Here is a 23,438-nt window from a genome sequence, read left to right on the forward strand (position 1 = left end):
AGAGAAGAGACCGTGACCACTCCGGACCCGCAGGTCGACCCGGGCGCCGACCCCGCCCCGGCCCCTGACGCCGACACCCCCGCCGCGACCGAGGTCCCGGCCCCCGCACCGCTGACCGCGGCCGAGGCCGGCGAGCACGCCGAGCGCTTCGCCCGCCTCTCCGCCGAGATCGAGTCCGCGGTGCTGGGCAAGCGGGAGATGGTCCGCCTCGCGCTCGTGGCCATGCTCAGCGAGGGCCACGTGCTGCTGGAGGACGTTCCCGGCGTCGGCAAGACCACCCTGGCCCGCGCAATCGCCGCGGCCACCGACGGCGAGTGGCAGCGCATCCAGTTCACCCCGGACCTGCTGCCCTCCGACGTCACCGGCGCGCCCGTCTACAACCAGGACACCCGCGAGTTCCAGTTCCACCCTGGCCCGGTGTTCAGCAACGTCGTCATCGCCGACGAGATCAACCGCGCCTCGCCCAAGGCGCAGTCGGCGCTCCTGGAGGTCATGGAGGAGCGCCGGGTCACCGTCGACGGCCGCCGCCACCCGGTGCCGCGGCCCTTCCTCGTCGTGGCCACGCAGAACCCCGTCGAGATGGACGGCACCTACCGGCTGCCCGAGGCGCAGCTCGACCGGTTCCTGGTCCGGCTCTCCATGGGCTACCCCGACACCGAGTCCGAGCTGGCCATCATGCGCGGCGACCGCCTCACCGACACCGAGGACCTGAAGACGGTGGTCGACGCCGCGCAGCTCGCCGAGATGTCGGCCGCCGCCCGGCGCGTGCACATCCACGACGCCATCTACTCCTACGCCCTCGGCATCGCCCACACCACGCGCGACCACGAGGAGATCCACGTCGGGGTGTCGCCCCGCGCCACCGCCGCGCTGATGCGCGCGCTGCGCATGTACGTGCTCAGCGAGGGCCGCCACTACGCCACCCCCGAGGACGTCAAGGCGCTGGCCGTGCCGGTGTGGGCGCACCGGCTCGTGCTGGCCGCCGGGTCGGCCGTGAGCGGCCGCACCCCCGGCGAGGTGCTGGCCGACATCGTGGACCGCGCGCCCACCCCCCAGCCGGTCCGGCTCGGCGGCGAGTGATGGCCGGCGACGCGCGTCCGGACTCCCCGGGCGCCGCCGGCGCGGCCCCGGCGGCGTCCGGCGCGTCGCCCTGGGCACCCGAGGGCGGACCGGCCCCGGCCTCCGCCCCGGCGCCGGAGCCCGCGCCGTCCGCCCCCGAACCGCGCGCCGCGACCGGCTCCGCGTCCGCCGCCGGCCTGCCCGGCCCCGCCGTCAGCGGTCCCGCGCAGCGCCCCACTCCCGCCGCCGGCACCCGCGCCGCCGCGTCCGACACCGCGGCCGACGACCCCGCCGAGGGCACGCGCGAGGACGGCCGCCGGGGCGGCGCCGCCCGGCCGACCCCGCGCGGGTGGTTCGTCCTGGCCGGCGGCGCCGCGCTGCTGGGCGCCGGCGTCGCCTTCGGCTACCGCGAGCTGGTGGTGCTGGGCTCCGTGCCGTTCGCCGTCGTGCTGCTGTCGGTCGTCCTGGTGGGGCGGCTGCGCCCCATGACCGTCTGGCGCAGCGTCGCCACCCCCCGCGTCTCGCCCGGCGACGAGGTCGAGGTCCTGCTCGGCACCACCGAGGACGGCCGCGGCCGGGGCGCCCACCTGCTCACCGACCGGGTCACCGGCCCCACCGGTACCCGCACCGTGGAGCTGCCCGCCCGCCGCTCCAGCGAGACCGGCCCCGTGGGCTACCGGCTGCGCGCCGAGCGGCGCGGGGTGCTGGACCTCGGCCCGCTGGAGTCGCGGCGCAGCGACCCGCTCGGCCTCATCGCCACCCGGCGCACCTCCGGCCGCACCGAGCGGGTGTGGGTGCACCCCCGCTTCGAGCCGCTGCCCTCCATGCCGGTGGGCCGCACCGACGACCCCCAGGGCGTGTTCGACGGCGGGCGCGCGGGCAGCGTCAGCTTCCACTCCCTGCGCGACTACGTGCCCGGCGACGACGTCCGGCACATCCACTGGCGCAGCTCCGCGCGGCACAACAAGCTGCTGGTGCGCGAGCATCTGGACACCTCCCACACCCGGCTGAGCGTCGTCGCCGACGACCGGGGCGGCGCCGCGGGCGACGAGCTCGCGGCGCTGGACGAGGTCGCCGGCGCGGCGGCCGCTGTGGTGGCCGCCTCGGTCAACGGCCGCTGGGCGTGCGAGCTGCGGCTGGTCAGCGGGCGCAGCCTGGAGAGCACCGGCCGCATGGCGCCCATGCTCGACCTGCTCGCCGAGGCGCGCGTCAACCGCGACGCCGACTTCACCGAGGAGCTGTGGCGGCTGCGCAACCGGCCCTTCGGCGACACCCTCGTGCTGGTCAGCGCCTCGATCACCAGCGGCGAGGCCCGGCTGTTCTCCCGCCTGCGCGAGGTCTACCCGCGCCTGGTGCTGATCGTGCTGCGCCGGTTCGGCCAGCCCCTCGGCGCAATCCCCGGGGTCACCGTCGTCAACGCCGCCGACGCCCACGACCTGGCCACGCGCTGGGAGAGCGAGCGGTGGTCGGCATGAGCCGTGCCGCCGCCCGCGTCGCCGGCACCGCCGGCCACGCCGCCCTCATCGCCGCGAGCGCCGCGCCCGGCCTGGCACTCGCGCCCGCCTACGTCGACCCGGTGCTGGTGGGCGGCCTGCTCGCGGGGTGGGCGGCGGCGGCCGTCCTGCTCACCACCGCGCTGCGCCGCACGCTGGGCGCCCCGGCCACCCTGCTGGCCGGGCTCGTGGTGGCGCTGAGCGGCGTGGCGGTCCTGGCCCGGTTCTTCCCCGGGCCCGAACGCGACCTCGCGCGCGCGGTGCTCGACGCCGTGGTCAACTCCGGCGCCCGCATCCTCACCACGTCCCTGCCGACCGAGATGGCGGTGGACACGCTGGCGCTGCCCGCCCTGGCGGTGTGGCTCTCGGGCTCCGCCGCCGCGCTGGCCGTGCGCGCGGGCTACCCGCTCGCCGGGATGCTGTGCCCGCTGCTGGCGCTGGCCGGCGCGGCCGTGCTCAACGGCCCCGAACTCGCGCCGGCCTACTTCCCCGCAGCGCTGTTCGCGCTGTCGGCGGTGGTCGTGCTGGCCGTGGCGGCCCGCACCCCCTCGCCCGAGGAGCTGGCCGCCGACGTCGGCCCGGGCACGGTGGTGCCCATCGCCGCGGCCGACCGCGCCGGGCGCGTCGGCCGCGCCCTGCCGCGCGCCCTCAGCCTGGGCGGCGTGCTCGCCCTGGTCGCCGCGCTGACCACCTACCTGGGGCCGCTGGCGCTCTACGGCACCCCGATCCGCCCGGCCGACCCGCGCGCGGCGGTGTCGCCGCCGGAGGAGGAGACCCAGGCCGTCAGCCCGCTGAGCTACCTGGCCGGGTGGACCGAGGAGCCGGGGCACCGGCTGATGACCGTCACCTCGCCCGAGCCGACCGAGCTGCGCTGGGTCACGCTCTCGCACTTCGACGGGGTCACCTGGCAGCCGGAGGGGCGCTACCGCCCGTCCTCGGAGGTGCTGCCCGACCCCGAGCAGGAGGTTCCCGACGGCCCCGAGCGCGCCATCGAGGTCGAGGTGGAGGAGCTGCCCGGGCACTGGCTGCCCACGGCCGGGATCCCCGAGCGGATCACGGGCACCCCGGTGGCCGTCCAGCCCGCCTCCGCGACGCTGCGCACCCGCCAGGGCGACGCCGCCGGGCTGACCTACCGGGTGCGGGGGCAGGTGCCCGAGTACGACCGGGAGACCCTGCGGGCCGCCGAGGAGGCCGACCGCGAGGCGTTCGCCGACTACCTGGCGCTGCCCGAGGGCGCGCCGCCGGAGATCCACGCCATCGCCGACGCGTTCGCCGACGGCACTCCCTACGAGCGCGCCAACTGGCTGGCCGCGCACCTGCGCGCCAACTACGGTGTGGACCCCGAGGCGCCCGGCGGGCACGGCTACGCCAACCTGGAGGAGCTGCTGGTGCCGCCCAGCGAGAAGGGCGGCGGCGGGACCTCCGGGCAGTTCGCCAGCGCGTTCGCGCTGCTGGCGCGGGCCTCGGGCCTGCCGAGCCGGGTGGTGGTGGGGTTCGGCCCCGGCACTCCGGCGGGCGACGGCGGCGACGAGCGGATCATCCGGTCCGGCGACGCGCTGGCCTGGGGCGAGGTCTACCTGGAGGGCGTGGGGTGGGCGCCGTTCGACGTGCTGCCCGGCGACCCCAAGCGCAACGGCGTGGACCAGGGCGGCGAAGGCGGCGAGGGCGGCGGCACCGCCGGCCAGGCGGCCGGGGGCACCGAATCCGAGGAGGACCGCGGGTTCTTCCGGGTGGGCGGCGCCCCGCTGGACGTCGGCTACGCGTGGTCGATGGCCGGGCGCACCTCGGCGGGGGTCGTGGCGGCGCTGGTGCTGGCCGCGCTGCTCAGCGGGGCGGTCCGGGGCGCGCGGCGCGGGCTGCGCCTGGGCGCGCGCGACCCCCGGCGGCGGCTGGCGGGCGCGTGGTGGGAGCTGCGCGACGGGCTGCGGCTGGCCGGCGCGCCGCCGCGCCCCTCCGACACCGTGACCGACGTGCTGGACCGCTCCGACCACCTGCTGCCGCCCGAGGGCGGCGGCCGGCGCGACTGGACGCTGGGCCGCACGCTGAACGCGATGGCGTTCGTACCGGCCGAGGAGCGCGCGGCCGGGCTGGACGCGGACTCGGCCGAGCGCGCGGCCGAGGAGGTGCGCGCCTACACGGCCGCGCTGCGCCGGCGGCTGCCGCGCGTGCGGCGGGTGCTGTGGTGGCTGGACCCGCGTCCACTGTTCTGGAGGCGGCGGTGAGCGCGGCGGGGACGCCGCGCCCGGGGACGGGAGTGTGCCGATGAGCCGGGGCAGGATCGCAGCGCGGCCGGAGCCGTGGCTGGTGCCGGGTGTGCACTCGGCGCAACTGCTGCACAGCGGTGCCGAGTCGGTCGTCTACCGCGCGCGGCGCGCGCCCGCCGACAGCGTGGTGGTCGTCAAGGTCCTGCGCGCGGCCGGTCCCCAGGGCCGCCGCGACGAGATCGAGCTGTGGCGCATGCACTCCTCCATCCGCGGGGTGCACTCGCTGCTGGACGACGGCGTGACCGAGAAGGGGAACCGCTCCTACGCGGTGATGGAGGACTGCCCCGAGGGCGACTACGAGTGGATCTCGGTGCAGCGCGGCCCCCTCCCGGTGGAGGAGGTCCGCGCGGTGGGCACCGCGATCGCCGACGCGCTGGCCGGGGTGCACGCGCGCGGGCTGCTGCACCACGCGGTGGAGCCCGCCAACATCCTCAAGGCGCGGTTCGGGCCGGCCCTGATCGACTTCGGCTCGGCGCTCCCCCAGGACGCCCCCTTCGCGCCGGTCTACCACTCGCGGGAGTCGGTGCGGTTCGCCCCGCCGGAGGAGCTGGCGGGCGGGGCACCCTCGCCCGCCTCCGACGTCTACCGCCTGGCCGCGACCCTGTGGACGCTGCTGGCGGGCCGCGCGCCGTTCGAGGACGCCCCCGGCGAGCCGGAGTCCGCGGCGGCCTACCGCGCCCGCGTGCTGGGCGGGGCGGTGCCCTTCCTGCCGCGCGAGGACGTGCCCGAGTGGTTCGCCGCCGCGCTCGGGGCGGGCCTGGCGCCCGACCCCGCGCTCCGGGTGCCCACGGCCGAGGAGTTCGGCCGCCTGCTCCGCGAGGAGGCGGCGCCGGTGCTCCCGGCGGGCGGGACCGGGCCGCACGCCGCCGTCGGCGCGGCGGAGGCGGGCGCCTTCGGTGCGGGCGTGATCGGTGCGGGCGCGGCCGGTGCGGTGGCGGCGTTCGCGGCGGCCGGAACCGGTGCGCCGGAGGCCGGCCACGCCCGGGCGGAGGAGGGCGAGGAGGGTCCGGACACGGCCGCGGAGGTCGCGCTGGACCCCGCGGAGGCGACCGCCGTCCTCAACCCCGGAACGGAGCCCCCTGCGGCGGACGCGCCCGCCTTCGGCGCGGAGCCCGCGCCCGGCGGCCGTGCCGCCGACGCCGCCCGCGCCGCCGAGGACGATGACCGTTCCGCGGCCGGCGCCACCAGTGCGGTCGACCCTGTCGGCCTTGTCGGCGAGCCCGCCGAGACGGCCGCCCCGAGCGCCCTTCCCGGGCCGCCGCTGCCGCCGCCCCCGGGCGCGAAGGCCGACAGCGCTCCCGACGCCCCCGCCGCCGACCTGCCGCCCCTTCCCCCCATGCCCACCGCGCCGTACTCGGTGCCCACGCCGGCGCACGGTCTCGGCACGCCCGCGCACGGCAGTGGCACGCCCGCGCACGGCGGGATGGCCGCCGGGTCCGGGGCGCCCACGCCGGGCCACCACACCCCGCCCCGGGGCGCGCCCGCGCCCGGGCTGCCGCCCCTGGCCCCCGAGGCGGCTCCCCCCGCCGCCCCGTGGCCGCACGCCGGAGCCCCCGAGCAGCCCCCCGCGCCGCCGGCGGCGGAGCCCACCGGTCCGGGGCGGCCTGTCCACGCCGGTCCGGAGGCCGCTCCACCGGCCGCCGGGGAGGATTTCGGCGCGGACGCGGTCCCGCCGCCGCCCTACGGCATGGCGGCCGCCGTTCACGAGCCGTTCACCGGCCCTGGAACCGACGTTTCCCCAGTTCAGGGATTTTCGGAGGATCCTGCCAAACGAGAGCTGCAAGCCCGTGCCCTGGAAAGGCGCAGGCAGGCGGAAAGCCTTCACCAGGCGCGGATGACTTCTTCGCAAACGAATCGTAACCGCCCTCTGAAGACAAAACGCCGCCCCGCGTTGTACGCTCTCGCTGCTGTGGCCTGTGTGGTTGTGGTCACGGCGGTGGGCTTGGGGGCCGCTTCCCTGCTCTCGAACGACTCCCCTTTGCCGCCCCAGGCCGGTGAGGCGTCGCCGGTCGAGGACGGCGAAAGCATCGCTGAGGACGCGGCCGGTTCCGCCGACTCGGCGGAGGAGTCCAACGCCCCCACTCCCTCGGCCTCGGCACCGGACATCGCCCCCACGGGGGTAGCGCTCCGCGACGGCAACATCACCGTTGCCCTGTCGTGGGAGCAGGGCTCCGGTGAGGAAGCCGTCCACTACGTGGTGGGCGGTCCCACGGGGGGAGAGGAGTCGACCATGGCGAGCGTGCCCGCCGGCGAGAACCGTGTTGAGATCACCGGGCTGAATCCGGACGTGGAGTACTGCTTCCGCGTCGTGGCCGTCCAGTCGACCGAGGTGTCGGCGGCGTCCGAGCGCGTCTGCACAGAGCGCACGAACGACGAGTAGGCGGCCTCCGCCTCCTCCGCTCCAGCCGCCGGCGGTCGGCCCTCAGGGCCGCCGCGGCTTCCTTCATGCCACACTCTCGGTTGGGTAAGGGATCCCGGTGGGCGACCTCTTCAACGCACTATTCGGCCAGGGTGCCAACGTCAGCCTCTTCGGCTCGGTGATCGCCCTCAACGTCGTCGTCAACACGCTTGTCTTCGGTGCCCTTCGGGCGAGGGTCGAGCGGGCCAACCAGAAGGACCGGCTGGGCATGCACCTCGAAGAGGCCGAACTGAACGAACCCAAGCGGCGCACCCTGCTGCAGAAGGCGCGCAACCGCGTGCTCGAACTGCGCAGGGAGGACCTCCTGGAGTCCTACATCCCCGGCTGGCAGGCGGTCACCGACTTCGCGGCGCAGAAGGTGAACTTCCTGGGTACGCTGCTGGGCCAGTGGCTGGGGCCGCGTACGCCCTTCTCCCAGGAGAGCATGCGGCAGTACTACCGCACCAAGAAGGGCGACCCCGATGGGCTGCGCCGGGAGGCCCAGCGCCACATGGCGGACCTCCCCGGGTACAACACCCGGCAGACGACCCCGAAACTGTGACTCCGATGGACCCACACCGACAAGGCCGGGGGTGAACATGCAGATCCTTGTGTACGCGCTGACCGTGCTCGCCGCCGGCGTCCTGGTCGCCAGGGCCGCCATGGTCGTCTACATGCGGGGCAAGGGCGTCTACCCGAGCGGGATCAGGGGCGTCAAGGCCCTGGCGGACCGCGCCGAGGAGCTCCAGGACCGCAGGGACCGGCTGGTGCTCGCGGAGAGCGCGCTCACCGAGCGCCGGCTCATGCTCGACAACCTCCTCGACCTCGCGGCCAAGGCCCGGCCGCTGACGGAGGCCGAGGACGCCGAGGAACTGGAGCGGCTGCGCGCGCGGGCGGCCGTCTACGACTCCCGCTTCGCGGAGCTGCGCACCACCATCGCCGACGGGCTGGGCAGCGGCGCCGCCGGAGGAGGCGGCACGGGCGGCGCGGGGAGCGCCGCGCCGGACCGGCCGTAGCCGCCTCCCCAGCGGCGCCCCCGAGGCTTACGTCCAGAGACTAGTTGGAGAAGCAGGCGATGAACACTGGCGCGATCATAGCTCTCGCCGTTGCCGGCGTGCTGTCCGCAGGAGTCAGCTGGTTCGGCGTCGGACTGGCCTACATCACCAGGAAGGACATCCGGCACTCCGCCCACGAGTCGCGGCTGAACCGGTACACCGACGTCCTCAAGCAGGCTCTCGCCCTCAACTCCGCCAAGTGGTACAAGACGATCAACCCGTTCCTTCTTGCGAAGGAGCTGTTCGTCGGCAAGAACGTCCACGAGGCCCTGAAGCAGGAGCTGCACCACCTGCGGGACCAGTACGGCCCCATCGAGTTCAACGTGAAGCGCCTGCGCGAGTTCGGCCTGGTGGACCACTCCCTGGATGAGATGCTGCTCAACCCCGACGCCAAGATCGAGGTCCGCACCCGGCCGAAAACCCCCTTCCGCCAGACGAAGAACACGGTGAGCGAGTACGAGGCCTGGCGCATCAAGCAAGCCATCCGTGAACTGAAGGACACGATGGTCGGCCTCGGCGAGCGGTTCATCCTGCTTGAGGGCACCTCCCTGCTACTCCGGGGCGTCGAGGCGCCCCAGCGCAATCCGGTCCAGGTCGGCTTCGACGCCGTCGTGCACGGCCAGTACCCCGACTTCGAGAAGACCTGGGGCCCGGTGCTCGCCGACTACTTCAAAAGCCCCGAGGACGTCGCCAGGGCCGTCGGTATGCTGACGGAACTGGAACGGGCCAAGGTCGCCCAGACGGCCAAGGGCGGCAAGGCGATGAGCTGGCTCGCCGCCCGGCGCCTGAAGCAGCTGGTCGACCGGCAGACCCGCCCGACCGACCGCGCCACCCTGGAGAAGGCCGGTCTTCCTCCGCAGGAGAACCACGGCAGGCGGCGCGGACGCCACTAGAGGCGCGGCAAGGCCCGCCCCGGGCGCGGACCGGGCGCGGCGGCGCTCCTCAGCTCGTCATCGGTATCGGTTTCGAAAGGCGACCCATGGCTATCCCACTGCTCTTCCTCGCTTTCGTGGTCTTCGCGGCGACGGTCGCCACCTCGGCCCTGCGCATCAACGAGAAGGGCCTGGAGATCCCCCGGGTCACGGTGTGGAACCGCCAGGAAGAGGCTCAACAGGCCGGCCTTGAGACGAGGCTGCGGCAGAAGAACGAGATCCTGGACCGCAAGGAGGTCCTGGTCCGCCCCGTCGTCGACGCGGCGCTGGCCCCCGGCGCGGCGGAGGGCGTGCCCGAGCGCGACGAGGCCGAACTGGCGGACCTCGACGCCCGCTTCGACGCGCTCTCCCAGGAGACCGAGGACCACCTGCAGGCCACCCGCCAGGACATGGCCGGGGTGCGCGACGAGCGCGAGCATCTGCGCGGGTTCGCGCTGCGCGCCGAGCGCGTGTTCCTGGTCGTCGGTGTGGTGGGCGCCGTGGTGTCGGCGGCGCTGCTGCTCTACCTCTCCGCCTAGTCCCGCCAGGACGCGCCCGTCGGCCTGCTGATCCCCGGTCCCGGCCGGGAACCAGCAGGCTTTCTCGTGCCCGCCCCCCTTCGCGGAGCGGCTAGGTCCAGCGGTTGGTGATGGGGAGCCGGCGGTCGCGGCCCAGATTGCGTTTGCTGATCTTGGGGCCCGGCGGGTACTGGCGGCGGGAGAACTCCGCCCGGTCGACCAGGCTGACGACGTTCTTGACCAGCTCGGCCTCGAACCCGTCCGCGATCAGCTCGGCCTGGCCCCGGTCGGTGCCGATGTAGGCGTCGAGCAGGCTGTCCACCACGTCGGGGTCGGGCAGGCCGGGCCAGTCGCCTTCGACCGCGCGGTCGAAGGAGTTCGCCGGGATGGGCGGAGCGCCGCCCTCCTTGGCCGCCGCCTCGTTGCGCCAGCGCGCGAGGTCGCGGACCTGGGTCTTCCAGCAGTCCTTCAGCGGGGCGAAGCCGCCCACGGAGTCGCCGTAGAGGCTGCCCTCGCCGGTGGCCAGCGCGGTCTTGTCGCCCGTGGCCAGGACCAGGTGGCCCCCCTCGTTGGACAGCGCCATCAGCACGTTGCCCCGGACGCGCGACTCCAGGTCGCGCTCGCCGGCCCGGCCCAGGCCGGCCGCCGTCTCGTAGGCGTCGACCATCGGCTTGACGGACACGGTGCGCCCGTTGATCCCCTGGCGCCGGATCAGGTCCTCGGCGTCCTGGATCTCCTGGGCCGTGGTGGAGCGCCCCGGCATGACCACGCCGTGGACGTTCTCGGCCCCCAGCGCGTCGACCGCGATGGTCGCGGTCAGCGCGGAGTCGATGCCGCCGGAGACCCCCACCATGACCGACGCGAACCCGTTCTTGCGGGCGTAGTCGCGCAGGCTCGTGACCAGGGCGGTGTAGACCTCCGCCCGGTCGTCGGTGGGGCTCCTGCGCGGTGTCAGGACCGGCGTGAGGGGCTCGTAGGCGGCCGGCGGCTCCTCCGAGACCGTGTGGCGCACGATCCGGAACCCCCCGACCTCGGCCGGCAGCGCGGCCGTGTCCTTGGCGCGAGGCAGGTCGATGTCGGTCACCAGCAGCGCGTCGTCGAACTGCGGTGCCCGCGCGACCAGCTCGCCGTCGGAGTCGACGATGAAGGAGTCGCCCTCGAAGACCAGCTCGTCCTGGGCGCCGGTCATGTTGACGTAGCCCACGGCCGCCCCGATCTCGCGGGCGCGGCGCTGGCACAGCTCCAGGCGGATGTCGTCCTTGGCCCGCTCGTAGGGGGAGCCGTTGAGGGTGATGAGCATGCCGGCGCCCGCGGCGCGCACCGTCGACACCGGGCCGCCGTCCTGCCAGAGGTCCTCGCAGATGGCGAAGGCGATGTCGGCGCCGTGCAGGCGGACGACGGGCAGGGTGTCGCCCGGCACGAAGTAGCGCGCCTCGTCGAAGACGCCGTAGTTGGGCAGATGGTATTTGGCCGAGACGAGCCGCAGCTCGCCGTGGTGCAGCAGGGCGAGCGAGTTCTGCGGCGCGCCCGGAGGCTGCCCGAACCGTTCGCCGAGCCCTTCACGCCGGCTGAGATAGCCGACGATGACGGGCAGATGCCCCAGCCCTTCCGCCTCCAGCCGCCGCGCAAGGCCGTGGGTGGCCTTGATCGACGCCGAGACGAACCCGTTTCTCAGGGCAAGGTCCTCGACCGAGTATCCAGTGACGACCATCTCAGGAAAAACAACGAGATGGGCGCCGGCGTCGTTCGCTCGACGGGAGTAAGCGACGACGCTGTCGCAATTACCTTCCAGGTCGCCCACAGTGGGGTTGACCTGGGCCAGAGCTATCCGAAGTTGTACCACACAGGGGAGGGTAGCGAACTCGTTAACACAACGGAAATATGTCACGGAAATATAACAGGGAGGACAACAATTGATTGTCATCCCCTCTTCGGTCGGTGACCGAAAACCCGCTAACGGGGGTGTGAAACCACGTGATGATCATCACAGGCAATGGCGTCCCACGGCATCACCCCAGGTCACCGCGCGGTTCGGCGAACGCGGGACACCGCCGCCCCCGAAGCCGCGAAACCACAGCTCACAGTCGTTTTCCGGCAGTCAACGCGAAGCGTGACACTCCGCCCTCGCACGACCGAACGCGACCACACCGCGACCCACGGCGACCCGGCCCTGCGGCCGGTCGCCCTTGACGCGGAGGGGGATCTTGCGGTTCACCGAGTTTTCCCGTTACGTTGTCGCGGCCCTAACACCCTGGGGTTGCCAACAACACACTCCGACTCCGACACATCGGCGATGACCTCGCCGCCGTTCACCGTGCGTGCACGATCCGCGCACACCGACCGCACCCCCCATCGCGGTGATCCCGCGTCAGACGCAAGCTGATGTCGCGGAGCGAGACAGCGCCGTCTCCGCCGACGACGAAGGGAACGATCCCCCCGTGGACGCCTTGAACAACGGCATCTTGGCCTTCAACGATGCCTTTTGGGCTTATCTCCTGATCCCCCTCCTGACCATCCTGGCCATCTACTTCACGATCCGCTCCAAAGCGGTGCAGATCCGCCTCATCCCGGAGATGTTCCGGGCCCTGGCGAGCGACCCCGGCATGTCCGAGGACGGCAAGAAGCCGATCTCCTCCTTCCAGGCGTTCGCGGTCTCGGCCGCCGCGCGCATCGGCACCGGCAACATCGCCGGTGTGGCCACGGCCATCGCCCTCGGCGGTCCCGGCGCGGTCTTCTGGATGTGGGTCATGGGCCTGCTGGTCGGCTCGGCCTCCTTCGTGGAGTCCACCCTGGCCCAGCTCTACAAGGTGCGGGGCGGCACCAGCGGCTTCCGCGGCGGCCCGGCCTACTACATGAAGTTCGGCCTCAAGGCACCCTGGATGGGCGTCCTCTTCGCCATCACGATCACGCTGACCTTCGCGTTCGTCTTCACGGCGGTGCAGAGCAACACCATCTCCGGCGCCCTGGCGCAGTCCGTCGAGACCGTCAGCGGCTCGGCCCCCGCCCCGTGGTTCGCCTACGCGGTCGGCATCGTGCTGGCGGCGGTCACCGCGCTGATCATCCTGGGCGGCGCCAAGCGGATCGCCCAGGTCGCGACCGCGCTGGTGCCCCTCATGGCCGGCATCTACATCCTGCTCGGCCTGGTCATCATCGTGATGAACATCGGCGAGATCCCGGGCGTGATCGCCAGCATCGTCACCCACGCCTTCGGCATCCAGGAGATCGCGGCCGGCGGTGTCGGCACGGCGATCATCCAGGGCGTGCGCCGCGGCATGTTCTCCAACGAGGCCGGCCTGGGCTCGGCGCCCAACGCCGGCGCCAGCGCCGCCGTCACCCACCCGGTCAAGCAGGGCCTGGTGCAGACCCTCGGCGTCTACCTGGACACCCTCATCGTCTGCTCCACCACCGCGTTCATCGTGCTGCTGTCCAACCCGGTCTTCGACGAGACCCGCGGCGCCACCATGACCCAGGACGCGGTCGCGGCCAACCTCGGCTCGTGGACGATCCACCTGATGAGCCTCATCATCCTGCTGGTCGCCTACACCTCGGTCCTGGGCAACACCTTCTACGGCGAGTCCAACGTCGGCTACCTCACCCAGAGCCCGACCGTGATGCTGGTCTTCCGCTGGCTGGTCGTCGTGGTCGTCTTCCTCGGCGCCATCGGCTCGGTGGACCTCATCTGGAACCTGGCCGACGCGACCATGGGCATCATGGCCCTGATCAACCTGGCGGCGATCGCGCCGCTCGCCGGGGTCGCCATCCGGCTGCTGAGCGACTACACCGCCCAGCGCAAGGAGGGCAAGGACCCGGTCTTCACCAAGGACCGGATGCCCGACCTGGTCAACGTGCAGTGCTGGGACGCGTCGGACCTGCCGAGCGCCGGTCCGGCCTCCGCGACGGGGAGCGCCGCTCGGGACTGACCGTCCCGGTCCCGGTCTCTCCCCCGGAGGGCGCGGTCACCACTCCCTCGTGCCGCGCCCTCCGTTCCGCCGGGACCCGGAGGGCCCCCGGGTCCCGGTCCCTTACGGGCAACACGCCGCGAGCCCGCGGCCGGCCGCCTCTCACCGAGGAGAAGGCGCCGGCCGCGGGCTCGCGGCGTGTCCGGGGCCCGGCGCGGGAGCCGCGGAGGGCCGCGGGGAGGCCGAACCGGGCGGGAGGGCCGGGCGGGACCGGCGGCCCCGCAGACCGGCGGTCAGAGCACCAGCAGGAGGACCGCGACAAGGGCGACGAGGGCCGCCGCGGTGCTCGCGGCGACGAGGGCGATGTCGACGGCCCGCGCCGGGCGCCGCCCCGCCTCCGCGCGGTCGCGCGCGGCGGCGGTCTCGGCACCGACCTCGGCCAGCCGGTCCTCGACCTCCCCCTCCAGCAGCGCCAGGTCGGCGTCGAGCCGGGCGACCGCGTCGCCGGAGCCGGCCGCGCCGGACAGCACCTCGGCCTCCGCCGCGGCCAGCAGCTCCGCCCGCCGGCGCAGTCCCTCGGCGCGCACCCGCTGCCGCCCGCGGATCTCGTCGCCGCGCAGCAGCAGCGGCGGGTAGTCCAGCCCGTGGTCGGCGAGCCGGGCCGCGGAGCGGGCGAACACCCAGCCGCAGACGGCCACGGTCCCCGCCGCCAGCGGCAGGGTCAGCACGATGTCACTGATGGGCGCCACGGTGTGTCTCCTCTCGTCGCCGCCGGGGCCTAACGGCCCTGGCGGCTCTGGCGGGTCTGGCGCTCCGACCGCAGCCGCGCGGCGTCGAACCGCCGCATCACGGTGCCGCGGCTCCCGGTGAGCCCCTGGAACACCGCCGACTCGGTCATCCTGGCGGTGCGCTGCCGCGCCTCCAGGACCAGCCGCTCCCTGGCCCGCTGGACCGCCTCCTGGGGGCGCTCCTGGAACGCGAGCGCCTTCTCGGTCTCCCTAATGGCGGTCTCGTCGACGCCGAGGTTGTCCGGGTGGACCCGCTGGTTGAAGCTCTCCACGTCGGCGTCGGTGACCGGGGTGATCTCCAGTGGGCGCCCGAACCCCTTCTCCCGCGCCTCGCGGGCCAGCTCGGCCCGACCCAGCAGCACGCTGTCGAGGAAGGCGGCGTCCTCGCCGCCCCGGGCCAGGGTCTCGGGCCGGACGCGGTGCACGCCGTCGCGCACCTCCACGACTCCCTCGGCCATGAGGGCGTCGATCTCCCGCCGCGCCTGGTACTCGTAGGAGTGGTAGGAGGACTCCGAGCGCTTAAGGCTCTCCAGGACCTCGTCCCACCCGGCCTTGAGGGTGGCCATCCCCCGGCGCAGCGTGCCCGCCTTCTTGGCCGAGAGCACCTTGGCGCCGGACCCGTAGCTCTCGATGTGCGCGTCGCGCTGGAGCCGGTCTGCGCGCTCCATTATGGCGTCGGCGCGGGCCCGGCTGGAGTCCACGACCGCGCGGGCACCGCGAAAGACCGCGGAGATGCTGGCGACCATGAACCCCACGGAGCCCAGGGCCAGTCCCCACAGCCCCATGGCGGCGAGCGTCGACAACGCGAACCCTCCTCATTCCTGCCGCGCACGAGCGCGGACGCCGACCTCAGTCGCCCAGGCCCTCGACCTCGGACCGGAACCGGGCTCGGATCCGCTGGGCGGACTCCCGGACCACGGGATCGGCGGGCCCGGGGGCGCCCGCGCGCTCCCGGGCGGCGTCGGCCAGCAGGTCCCGCCAGGCCATGGCGTGGCCGGTGGCCGCGCCCAGGCGGCGCTCGGCGTCGGCCGCGCGGTCGGCCCGCTCGGCGAGCGCCGCAGTGTCCTCGCCGGGGCTGCGGTAGACGCGCAGCCGGGTGTAGTGGCGGCCGCTCCACCAACTCAGGGCGGCCAGCGCGGCGGCGACCACCGCGGCCGCCGCCGCGACCAGCACGGGGCTCACCGGGCCCTCCCCGTCCGGGCGGGCGCGCGGCCGGGGGTGTGGCGGCGCGCCGCCTCCCCGGTGAGCCGGGCGCGGACCCCGCCGAGCAGGCCGCGCCGCCGGGGCCGGTCGTTGAGGGTCTGGCGCAGGTTGCCGGCCGCCATCTTGAGGTCGCTGAGGTTCTCGAACTGCCGCTGGCTGAACCGCCGCCGCTCCTCGGCCACCTTCTCGACCTGCGCCAACTGCTGACCGCGGCTCTTCAGCTCCTCGCGGCCGAAGGTCTGGGCGGACTCGTAGGCGGCGACGAGCGCCTTGTCCTGGGCGACGCGTAGGACCTCGGGCGACTGCTTGACCGAGAGTTCGTAGCGCTCCGCGCGCGCCACGAGCAGGCGGCCGCGGGCGCGCCCGGCCCAGCGCAGGCCCACGGCCGCGATCGCCGTGAGGAGGCTGGCCGAGCCCAGCACGATCGGGAAGTTGGCCAGGATCTGGTCCACGTCGCCCCGTCCCCCCTGTGTCCGCGCGCACCGCGCCCCGTGCTGACGGGTCATTTGTAGTGGCGGGGGGATGCCAACGCGATCATGGCGGGTTTCGCCGGACCGACGGACGGGTGAACAACAAGTGCGCGGGCGCCCGGACCTGCGGCGGAGTGTGATCCGGGTCGCACAACGGCGGCGGCCCCGCCGGCGCCGGAGATCGCGACTCCGGCGCGGCGGGGCCGCCGCGCGCGTGTTCAGTCCGGTGTTACCTCGTGGCCTACCACTCGTCCTCGAACCAGCCCTCGGGCGAGGGGTCGGCCGGCAGCGGGCGCGGCTCCTGGTGGCGGCGCGAGGTGCACTCGCGGAACGGGCCGGTGTCGCCCAGCAGGATGCCCATCTGGAAGTCCAGGTGGTCGCGGTACCACACCGCCATGCCGGTGCCCGGCTCCCAGCGCAGGACCTCCCAGGCGTGCCACAGCGCCTGGAAGCGCGACACCGCCTCGGCGTGCCGCCACCACTCCTTGCACCAGCGGAACTGGCCGCCCTCGGGACGCACGTAGACCGGCAGGAACCGGTGCCGCACGAACTCCTCGACGTTCTTGAAGACCGGCTCGGGCGCGGGCTCCTCCTCGTCGGCGGGGGCGCCCTCGGCGTTCTCGTCCACCCGGGCCACCGCCGTGCCCACGCTGGGGGCCTCACCGGCCAGGGAGTACCCCGGGCCGACGCCCTCGGCGCCCTCCTCGGGCTCGAACGTGGCCACGGTCTCGGGCTGAGCCCCTTCGTCCGCCCATCCCGGCTCAGCGCTGCTCATCGCCGCCGCTTCCTCTCCTCTTGACGCTGTACTGGTGTCTGGTGGCGCGCGCGGGCGCGCGCCGGACGGCCCGTGTCCGCCCCGGCGGCGGCCCCGCGCCGGCGGGGCGTCACCGGCGGGCCGCCGAGCGCTCCCACCGCGCGAGCAAGGCGTGGCGGGTCCGGTGCTTCTGCAGCCGGGCCCCGGCGGCGCGCCGCTGGGTGGGCCGGCGCGGCATCGCGGAGTCGCCCTGCACCGCGCGCACCCGGTCGCCCCTGCCGTGGCGGGCCCGGACGTCGCTGGACCGCACGCCGCCAGCGGTGCCGTGGACCCGGCCGACGCGCACGTTGCTCCCCTCGCCGACCCCGGTGCCGGTGCCCCGGGCCCGCTGGTCGGCCTCGGCCCGGCCCAGCCGCGCGCCGCCTTCGCCGCTCTGCAGGCCGGCCGAGCGCTGCCGGAGCCAGTCGGTGCCGCCCTGGCGGGCGTCGGCCTCCGCCTCCTGGACGGGGCGGCGCAGGCCCGACCCGGACGCGCTGTGGGCTCGCACGGCCTCGGCCATGTTGCCCGGCAGGACGGAGTTGGCCGCCTGGTGGGGGTCGGCCGGGGTGATCTCGGGCCCGGAGGCGGCCGCCCGCTCGCGCAGTGCCACGGCCTGGGCGTTGAGCGCGGCGACGCGGTCGGCGCCGCTGGGCACGCCGCGCAACTGGTCGGCGGTGGCGAGCGCGGCGTCGGCCGGCGGGAAGCCGTTGCCGTTGCCGCGCTCGGTGCGCTGCTCCTCGCGGCGCAGGTTCTCGCGGTAGCGCTCGGCGAAGCCCGGGATTTTCTCCTTGGCGTGGTTGAGCCGGTTGACCAGGCTCTCGTACGCGGCCTTGCCGTCCACCACCGCCGCGGCCAGCGACTCGAACTTGTCGCGCCAGGCGTCGAGGTCGACGCGGTCGCGCCGCGCGTCGTACCCGGTGGCGGCCTGATTCCACTCCTGCTCGGGCGTCCGGGACGCGGAGTCCAGCTGGACGGAGGCGCGGGCCGCGATGGCGGGCCAGTTCAGGCCCTTGGAGGTGCCGCTGCCGCGCCAGTTGGGGTCGGACAGCATGGCGCGGTTGACGGAGTCGCCCAGCAGCCCGTGCGATGCCTCCAGGCGCTCGTTGGCCCGCTCCAGGGCGTCCCGCGACTCGGCCTCCTGGGACAGTGCCGCGCTGAGCTGGACCTGCACGAGGTGGCGGGGCTGCAGCTTGTTGAGGGTGCGGTCGTCCAGGGCCAGGCGCCACACCTGCTCGGGAGGCGTGGAGCCGGTGGTCCGGTCGCGCAGGCCCTCGGCCGCCGCCCGCTCCAGCCGCTCGGCGCGGTCGTCATCGCCGTAGACGACCGCGGCCACGTCGTCGTAGGCCAGCCGCCGCTGCCACTCCCGCAGGTACTCCGGGCTGAGGCCGCTCGCCTGGGCCGCCGCCGCGGGGTCGGCGTTTCGGGCGAGGTTCACATTGGCCTGGACGATGTCGGGCGACTGCCGGAGGTTCTCCTCGGGGGTGTCGAACTGCCCCTCGCGGACGAGTCCGCGCTTGCGCAGCTCGTAGTGGGTCGCCGCTGTCGCCGCCTTGTCGCGGTTGCTCGCGGCGCCGGGCCCGCGGCCGACCTCCGCCAGGTACTGGGCGGTCAGCAGGGCCTCCACGGCGTCCTTGCCACCGCCCGAGGACCCGGTGTCGCCGTCGGCCCCGGCCTCGCGCGCCCGGGCGTCCAGCAGGCCGCGGGTACGGCGGCGGTCCTCCGCCTCGGCGCCGAGGAGCGGGTCGCGGTTGCCTGGGTCGTGGTCGGCCATGGGTCCCTCCGTAGTGAAGCGGGCGGTGCGGGCGCCCGGTGGCGGGCGCCCGCACCGCGGTCAGCGCGAAGCGCTAGGTGTGGCGCGGGTGGTGCGGATTGCCCTGCTGCTGGGCGCGGCGCCGTCGCGCGGCCTCCGCCGCGCGGCGCCCGATGCGGACGCGGCCCGCAGTCGCGGGTTGTTGAGGTTGCGCGACCCTGTCGGGTCCGTGGTGGGCACCCTCGCGGCCGGGGTGTTGGTGGAGGTGCCGTTGGTGGCCGGAGCCGTGGTCGCCGGCGGTGTGGTCGTGGGGGCTGTCGTGGGAGGCATCGGGGCGCCCTGCCGGGCCGCCTCGAACCTCTGGCGCATCTGCCGCCGCTCCACGCGCAGCCGGGGCAGCTCGGTACGCCGCACCTCTTCGGGCAGGATGTCGTTCTTGCGGACCTTGCGGTACAAGACCCGCAGCTCCCGCATGTGCCGCCGGTGCTCGGCGCGGTAGTCGGAGTCGGCCGCGTCGGCCCGCGCGCGGTCGCGCAGGGTCTCGGTGAGGCGGACGTTGGTGGGGTGCGAGATGTGGTCGAAGGCCCTGTTTCGGCGCTCGATCTCGGCGCGGACCCTCCGGGTGTACAGCTCGCGCCCGCCCCGGGCGTCGAAGCGGTTCAGCCTGTCGGCGCGCGCTCCCACGGCCTCCCGGTTGCGCTCGTTGCGCGCCTCGATGATCTGCCGGCGCTGCTCGCGGTCCCGTGTGCCGCGCAGCAGTTCGCGCGCCGCGCGGTTGTTCTCGCGCCGCTGGGCGTTGAGCCGCCGCGTGGCCCTGAGGAACACCCGCAGCCGGACCATGCGCGCCCCGAGCATGCGCCGGAGGTTGCCCGCCCGGAGGCGCAGGCGGCTGAGGAACCGCCGCACGCGGGCGTAGAACACGCGGCGGCGGGCGCGGTTGCGCACCCGGCGCACCTGCCGGCGCTGCCGGTTGGCCGCCCGCCGCTCCTTCTTGATGTCGATGCGCGCCCTGCCCTCAGGGGTGGCCCGCTCGCGGCGGCGTTTGCGCAGGAAGCGGAAGAGGGCGCGGGCCGGCTTCCACACGGCCATGAACAGGAACGCCAGAAGCCGCAGCGCACCGCCGACAGCGGCGAGCGGCACGGTCGTGATGAACCGCCCGACGCCCTGCTCCAGGCGCCGGATGTCGCCCATGCCACCGGTGACCCCGTCGGCCACCGTGCCGGCCTGCCCGCTGAACCCGGGGCCGCCGCCCACGCCTCCGCCCGCGCCAAGAGACGAGCCGAACTGCTTGGCCCGGTGCGCCGCCATCTCGGCCGCTGACGGCCCTCTGGCTCCCGCGTCGTCCATGTCCCGCGATCCTAACCCACAAGCTGGGACGCGACGTCACCGGCTCCGGTGCCCGGGCCCTTGCGGCCCTGCTCCCGAGACCGCGCCCCGGCGGTGATCTGTTCCTCGGCCTCGGCGATCGCCTTGCTGATGAGCTTCGCCTTGCTCGTCTTGTACCAGGGCAGCATCCGCAGGATCGTGGGCTTGGCCGCCGTCGCGAACAGCAGGCACTCGCCCTTCTCGATCTGGCGGATATCCGAGCCCTGCATGATCTCCTGGCGGCGCAGCTGCACCGACTGGTTGCCCTTGCCGTCGCCGTAGCTGAACGACGTCGTGGACACGTCGTGCTGACCGATCAGCTTCGACAGCGCGTCGACGATCTTGTGGTCGTCAAGGCCGGCACCGAACACCTTGACCGTGGCCGCCGACCACATCGCCTCCATGCCGTTCTCCGTCCACACCCGGACCCCCTGCCGGTAGCTCTGCAGGATGGTGACGGGCACGATACCGCGCGACCCCAGGTGCGAGTACATGTCGGGCAGGTCGGCGATCTTGCAGATGTTGGCGGCCTCGTCCAGCACCGCCACCAGCGGCGGGTCGAGCCGGCCGCCCTGGCCCTCGGCGGCCTCCTCGCCCGCGAGGAAGATCGCGTCGGTCATGGCCGCGATGAGGGGGGCCGCCGCCGCGCGGGACTTGCTGAGCAGGTGCAGGGTCTCGCGGCTGCGCACGAACGTGCGCGGGTTGAACTCCGGCAGCGTCGGGTCGTCGGGCCGGGTCACCCACGACATGATCTCGGGGTCGTCCAGGCACCGCGCGGCGGTGCGCGCGGTGGTGTAGATGCCGTCGCGGGTCTCGGCGACGATGTTCTGCGTCTGGCGCAGCGCCTCGGCGTAGGCGGTGAACCCGTGGTCGAACAGCAGGTCCACCGGCATCGGCAGCTTGGTGTCGTTGAGCCACTCGCCGACCCGGTCCAGGCCCAGGCCGCCCACCGCCGCCGCCAGGATCAGCTGGGCCAGCAGGGCGCGCGCGGCCGGGCCCCACATGTCCTTCTTGGAGTCGTCGTCGATGGTGAGCACGAAGTGCCCGGCCACGCGGTAGGCGTCCTCGACCGTGTTGACGTTGGCCAGCGGGTTCCACCAGAACGTCTGCTCCTGGTGGGTGACGTGCTGGGGGTCGAACAGCCACACCCGCTCGCCGGTGGTGCGCTCGCGCAGCTTGGCGGTCGCCGCCCACACGTCGGCCTTGTTGCTGGTGGCCAGCGCCGGGCCGGGCGCGTCCATCACGTAGGGGATCGCCAGGGCGGTCGTCTTGCCGGCGCGGGGAGCCATGTAGGCGAGGATGGTGTCCTCCCAGGAGGCGAACAGCCGCGGCCCCGCCTTCTTGCCGTTGCCCTTGATGTCGCCGACGATCAGGCCCACCTCGGCGTCGGGCAGCAGCTTGGCCTTGCGCTTGGCCAGCGAGCGCTTGCGCAGCCGCAGCGCCTTCTCGGCTGCCTGGGGCCGGGCCAGCTCGGCCACCGTCTCGTTGTCCTTGTTGAGGGCGTCGATCGGGTCGGGCTGGGCGTAGAGGCGGCGGCGCACCAGGCTGAGCACGCGCCACCCGCCGAACACCGCGCCGCTGAGCAGCGCGCCGAACACCAGCACCACCGGCAGGGTGGGGGTGCCCGGCCAGGTGGTGCCGGTGTCGCCCATCAGCAGGGAGTAGGCCCAGAACGCGCTGAAGCCGCCGACACCCCCGCCGGTGACCGCGGCCACGAGCCAGGCCGCCACCCAGAACAAGAAGAACAGGCCCACCACGCCCCACAGGGCGAGCAGGATGAGCAGGGGCGGGGCGCCGGCCGCCGCCGCGCCGCCCCTCACCTGGTAGGTCGGCTTCTTCTTCGTCCGCGCCATGGCGCCTCAGTCCCTCCGGATCGCCTGGTCGGTGTCGTAGAGGACCGTCTCGTCGCGGGTCAGCGACATCTGCACCGGGATGCCGAGCCGCTCCGCCCCGGTCTTGATCAGGTACTTGCCGCGGCCGGGGTGGCGCGCGCCGGGCTGCCAGGAGTCCGGCGAGGACCACGACGACACCAGCCCTTGCTCGGGGCCCGTAAGCGGCGTGATGCGGTTGACCCAGGCCAGTTCGCGCGGCGGCAGACCGGCCAGCACCGTGATGGCGGAGCGGTCCACGAAGCCGCGCGCCTTGGCGCGGTCCTCCTCGGTGGACAGCGCCTCCAGGTCGCTGAGGGAGTGCGTGACCATCACCGAGGCCATGCCCTTGGACCGGTTGAGGCGGGTGAGGGAGTCGGCGAAGTCCACCAGGCCGGGCGCGCCGCGCAGCGCCCGCCACAGCTCGTCCATCACGCCGATGTAGGAGCGGCGGCGGATCAGCCCGTGCTCGGCCAGCACCGAGGCGGCGTCCACCATGCCGAACCCGTAGCTCCAGGTGCACAGCATCGCCGCGGTGAGCAGCTTGTCGCCGGCGGCGCCGACCCGGGAGATGTCGACGCTGACCCCCGGTGCCTCCATGTCCAGGGCGCGGGTGGTGGCGCCGTCGAAGACGCCGGCCAGCGACCCGGTGCACAGCAGCCGCAGCGTGAAGACGAGGTTGTCGACCCGCTGGTCGTAGGTGCGGGCGTCGGCGCGGGCGTAGGAGCGGAGCTGGTCGGGGCCCTCCTCCACCACCCGCAGGACGTCCACGACCGTGGGCTCGCGGCTGCCCGCCAGGCGCTCGTCCAGCAGGTCCACGGCCGCGCCCAGCACGACCTCCTCGGCGTTGCTGATGCGGTCCTCGCGGATGAGCGTGCACAGCGCCATCAGCAGGGAGATGCGCCGGGAGCGGACCTCCCAGCGCAGCTTGTCGCGCTCGACCTGGCTGAGCCGGTTCATCACGCCGCCCAGCGGCCCGGCGTCCAGCGGGTTGATGCGGTCCAGGCCGCGCCCGATGCGCACCACCTGCCCGCCCAGGTGGCGGATCAGCTCGGTGTAGTCGGGCTTGGTGTCGCCCAGGATGATCGCCTGGGAGCCGAACGCGACCGCGCCGGTGACCAGCCGCTTGACGAACGTCGACTTGCCGGTGCCGGGCTGGCCCAGCACGAAGCAGCCGGGGTTGGTGACCAGCCCGGCGCGCAGCCAGCCCATGGGGTCCATGCACACGACCTCGCCGGAGAGCAGGTCCCGGCCGATGGGCGTGCCGATGGAGGGCGGCTTGCTGGAGGTCACGAACGGGTACAGGCCGCACGCCTGGGCTGTGGTGGCCTGGTACTCCGGCGCCTGGGGAATGTTGACGGCCGCGCCGCCGCCGCGGTGCCGCCAGCCGCGCAGCGGCGCGATCACCTCGCGCCGCTCGCCGGCCTGCTGGCCTCCGCCGCGGCGCCGGGCGCCGGGTTCGCCGCCCGGCCGGCCGCCGTCCCGTCCCTTCCGGCCCTTCTTGTCCGCCTTGCCCGCCTGCTTCTGCAGCTTGCGCTCGGCCTTCTGCTGCCGGCGCTCCTCGCGCCGGCTCTGGCGCTGCACGATGGCCATGTGTCCGCTTT

Annotated in this window: 19 protein-coding genes; 9 read left to right on the forward strand and 10 right to left on the reverse strand. The window is 74.3% G+C overall.

What is annotated here, in order from left to right; genetic code table 11:
• Window positions 1–111: 111 nt before the first annotated feature.
• The 8 genes from HNR12_RS13920 to HNR12_RS13955 all read left to right on the forward strand — a co-directional run bounded on the left by HNR12_RS13920 (window position 112) and on the right by HNR12_RS13955 (window position 9,719).
• The gene (locus tag HNR12_RS13920) at window positions 112–1,080 is read left to right on the forward strand and encodes an AAA family ATPase (protein WP_246624504.1); all 969 of its coding nucleotides are present in this window, start codon (window positions 112–114) and stop codon (window positions 1,078–1,080) included.
• On the forward strand, window positions 1,080–2,534 hold the full coding sequence (locus HNR12_RS13925) for a DUF58 domain-containing protein (protein ID WP_179767882.1): 1,455 nt from the start codon (window positions 1,080–1,082) through the stop codon (window positions 2,532–2,534). The genes HNR12_RS13920 and HNR12_RS13925 overlap by 1 nt, the downstream gene beginning before the upstream one ends.
• Window positions 2,531–4,774, forward strand: coding sequence for a transglutaminase family protein (locus HNR12_RS13930; protein ID WP_179767883.1), 2,244 nt, complete (start codon window positions 2,531–2,533; stop codon window positions 4,772–4,774). The genes HNR12_RS13925 and HNR12_RS13930 overlap by 4 nt, the downstream gene beginning before the upstream one ends.
• Window positions 4,775–4,814: 40 nt before the next feature.
• The gene (locus HNR12_RS13935) at window positions 4,815–7,196 is read left to right on the forward strand and encodes a protein kinase domain-containing protein (RefSeq protein ID WP_179767884.1); all 2,382 of its coding nucleotides are present in this window, start codon (window positions 4,815–4,817) and stop codon (window positions 7,194–7,196) included.
• A 97-nt stretch (window positions 7,197–7,293) separates the two neighbouring features.
• Entirely contained in the window at window positions 7,294–7,776 is a 483-nt protein-coding gene (locus HNR12_RS13940; protein ID WP_179767885.1) for a hypothetical protein, read from the forward strand.
• Window positions 7,777–7,813: 37 nt separating this feature from the next.
• On the forward strand, window positions 7,814–8,230 hold the full coding sequence (locus tag HNR12_RS13945; protein ID WP_179767886.1) for a hypothetical protein: 417 nt from the start codon (window positions 7,814–7,816) through the stop codon (window positions 8,228–8,230).
• A 98-nt stretch (window positions 8,231–8,328) separates the two neighbouring features.
• Window positions 8,329–9,162 (forward strand): hypothetical protein, encoded by an 834-nt coding sequence (locus HNR12_RS13950; protein ID WP_179767887.1) that lies wholly within the window; start codon window positions 8,329–8,331, stop codon window positions 9,160–9,162.
• Between the two features lie 86 nt (window positions 9,163–9,248).
• Complete coding sequence (locus HNR12_RS13955; RefSeq protein ID WP_179767888.1) at window positions 9,249–9,719, forward strand: hypothetical protein; 471 nt, start codon at window positions 9,249–9,251, stop codon at window positions 9,717–9,719.
• A gap of 91 nt (window positions 9,720–9,810) precedes the next feature.
• Here HNR12_RS13955 and HNR12_RS13960 read toward each other — a convergent pair whose 3' ends face one another.
• A complete protein-coding gene (locus tag HNR12_RS13960; RefSeq protein ID WP_308118560.1) occupies window positions 9,811–11,541 on the reverse strand; it encodes an NAD+ synthase in 1,731 nt (576 codons plus the stop codon).
• Window positions 11,542–12,136: 595 nt separating this feature from the next.
• Here HNR12_RS13960 and HNR12_RS13965 point away from each other — a divergent pair.
• Window positions 12,137–13,618, forward strand: coding sequence for an alanine/glycine:cation symporter family protein (locus HNR12_RS13965; RefSeq protein WP_179767890.1), 1,482 nt, complete (start codon window positions 12,137–12,139; stop codon window positions 13,616–13,618).
• 272 nt (window positions 13,619–13,890) lie between these two features.
• Here HNR12_RS13965 and HNR12_RS13970 read toward each other — a convergent pair whose 3' ends face one another.
• From HNR12_RS13970 to HNR12_RS14010, 9 genes are all read right to left on the reverse strand, one after another.
• The gene (locus HNR12_RS13970; RefSeq protein WP_179767891.1) at window positions 13,891–14,346 is read right to left on the reverse strand and encodes a hypothetical protein; all 456 of its coding nucleotides are present in this window, start codon (window positions 14,344–14,346) and stop codon (window positions 13,891–13,893) included.
• A gap of 29 nt (window positions 14,347–14,375) precedes the next feature.
• On the reverse strand, window positions 14,376–15,188 hold the full coding sequence (locus HNR12_RS13975; protein ID WP_179767892.1) for a hypothetical protein: 813 nt from the start codon (window positions 15,186–15,188) through the stop codon (window positions 14,376–14,378).
• Window positions 15,189–15,234: 46 nt separating this feature from the next.
• Window positions 15,235–15,567 (reverse strand): hypothetical protein, encoded by a 333-nt coding sequence (locus HNR12_RS13980; protein WP_179767893.1) that lies wholly within the window; start codon window positions 15,565–15,567, stop codon window positions 15,235–15,237.
• A complete protein-coding gene (locus tag HNR12_RS13985; RefSeq protein ID WP_179767894.1) occupies window positions 15,564–16,040 on the reverse strand; it encodes a hypothetical protein in 477 nt (158 codons plus the stop codon). Before HNR12_RS13985 ends, HNR12_RS13980 begins: the two co-directional genes overlap by 4 nt.
• Window positions 16,041–16,299: 259 nt before the next feature.
• On the reverse strand, window positions 16,300–16,833 hold the full coding sequence (locus HNR12_RS13990) for a DUF4913 domain-containing protein (protein ID WP_179767895.1): 534 nt from the start codon (window positions 16,831–16,833) through the stop codon (window positions 16,300–16,302).
• 109 nt (window positions 16,834–16,942) lie between these two features.
• Window positions 16,943–18,622 (reverse strand): hypothetical protein, encoded by a 1,680-nt coding sequence (locus HNR12_RS13995; protein ID WP_179767896.1) that lies wholly within the window; start codon window positions 18,620–18,622, stop codon window positions 16,943–16,945.
• A 60-nt stretch (window positions 18,623–18,682) separates the two neighbouring features.
• Window positions 18,683–19,948 (reverse strand): hypothetical protein, encoded by a 1,266-nt coding sequence (locus HNR12_RS14000; RefSeq protein ID WP_179767897.1) that lies wholly within the window; start codon window positions 19,946–19,948, stop codon window positions 18,683–18,685.
• Window positions 19,949–19,959: 11 nt separating this feature from the next.
• Complete coding sequence (locus tag HNR12_RS14005; RefSeq protein WP_179767898.1) at window positions 19,960–21,819, reverse strand: type IV secretory system conjugative DNA transfer family protein; 1,860 nt, start codon at window positions 21,817–21,819, stop codon at window positions 19,960–19,962.
• 6 nt (window positions 21,820–21,825) lie between these two features.
• Window positions 21,826–23,427: a hypothetical protein gene (locus tag HNR12_RS14010; RefSeq protein WP_179767899.1), complete on the reverse strand. Its 1,602-nt coding sequence runs from the start codon at window positions 23,425–23,427 to the stop codon at window positions 21,826–21,828.
• Window positions 23,428–23,438: the final 11 nt, after the last annotated feature.

It is taken from the genome of Streptomonospora nanhaiensis, from assembly GCF_013410565.1.
Taxonomy (GTDB): Bacteria; Actinomycetota; Actinomycetes; order Streptosporangiales; family Streptosporangiaceae; genus Streptomonospora; species Streptomonospora nanhaiensis.

What these genes read in the sequence shown, in the direction of transcription:
- HNR12_RS13925 (WP_179767882.1), top strand. Translation starts at nt 1,080, where the DNA reads ATGGCCGGCGACGCGCGTCCGGACTCCCCGGGCGCCGCCGGCGCGGCC.
- HNR12_RS14000 (WP_179767897.1), bottom strand. Translation starts at nt 19,948, where the DNA reads ATGGACGACGCGGGAGCCAGAGGGCCGTCAGCGGCCGAGATGGCGGCG.
- HNR12_RS13945 (WP_179767886.1), top strand. Translation starts at nt 7,814, where the DNA reads ATGCAGATCCTTGTGTACGCGCTGACCGTGCTCGCCGCCGGCGTCCTG.
- HNR12_RS14005 (WP_179767898.1), bottom strand. Translation starts at nt 21,819, where the DNA reads ATGGCGCGGACGAAGAAGAAGCCGACCTACCAGGTGAGGGGCGGCGCG.
- HNR12_RS13955 (WP_179767888.1), top strand. Translation starts at nt 9,249, where the DNA reads ATGGCTATCCCACTGCTCTTCCTCGCTTTCGTGGTCTTCGCGGCGACG.
- HNR12_RS13995 (WP_179767896.1), bottom strand. Translation starts at nt 18,622, where the DNA reads ATGGCCGACCACGACCCAGGCAACCGCGACCCGCTCCTCGGCGCCGAG.
- HNR12_RS13990 (WP_179767895.1), bottom strand. Translation starts at nt 16,833, where the DNA reads ATGAGCAGCGCTGAGCCGGGATGGGCGGACGAAGGGGCTCAGCCCGAG.
- HNR12_RS13935 (WP_179767884.1), top strand. Translation starts at nt 4,815, where the DNA reads ATGAGCCGGGGCAGGATCGCAGCGCGGCCGGAGCCGTGGCTGGTGCCG.
- HNR12_RS13930 (WP_179767883.1), top strand. Translation starts at nt 2,531, where the DNA reads ATGAGCCGTGCCGCCGCCCGCGTCGCCGGCACCGCCGGCCACGCCGCC.
- HNR12_RS14010 (WP_179767899.1), bottom strand. Translation starts at nt 23,427, where the DNA reads ATGGCCATCGTGCAGCGCCAGAGCCGGCGCGAGGAGCGCCGGCAGCAG.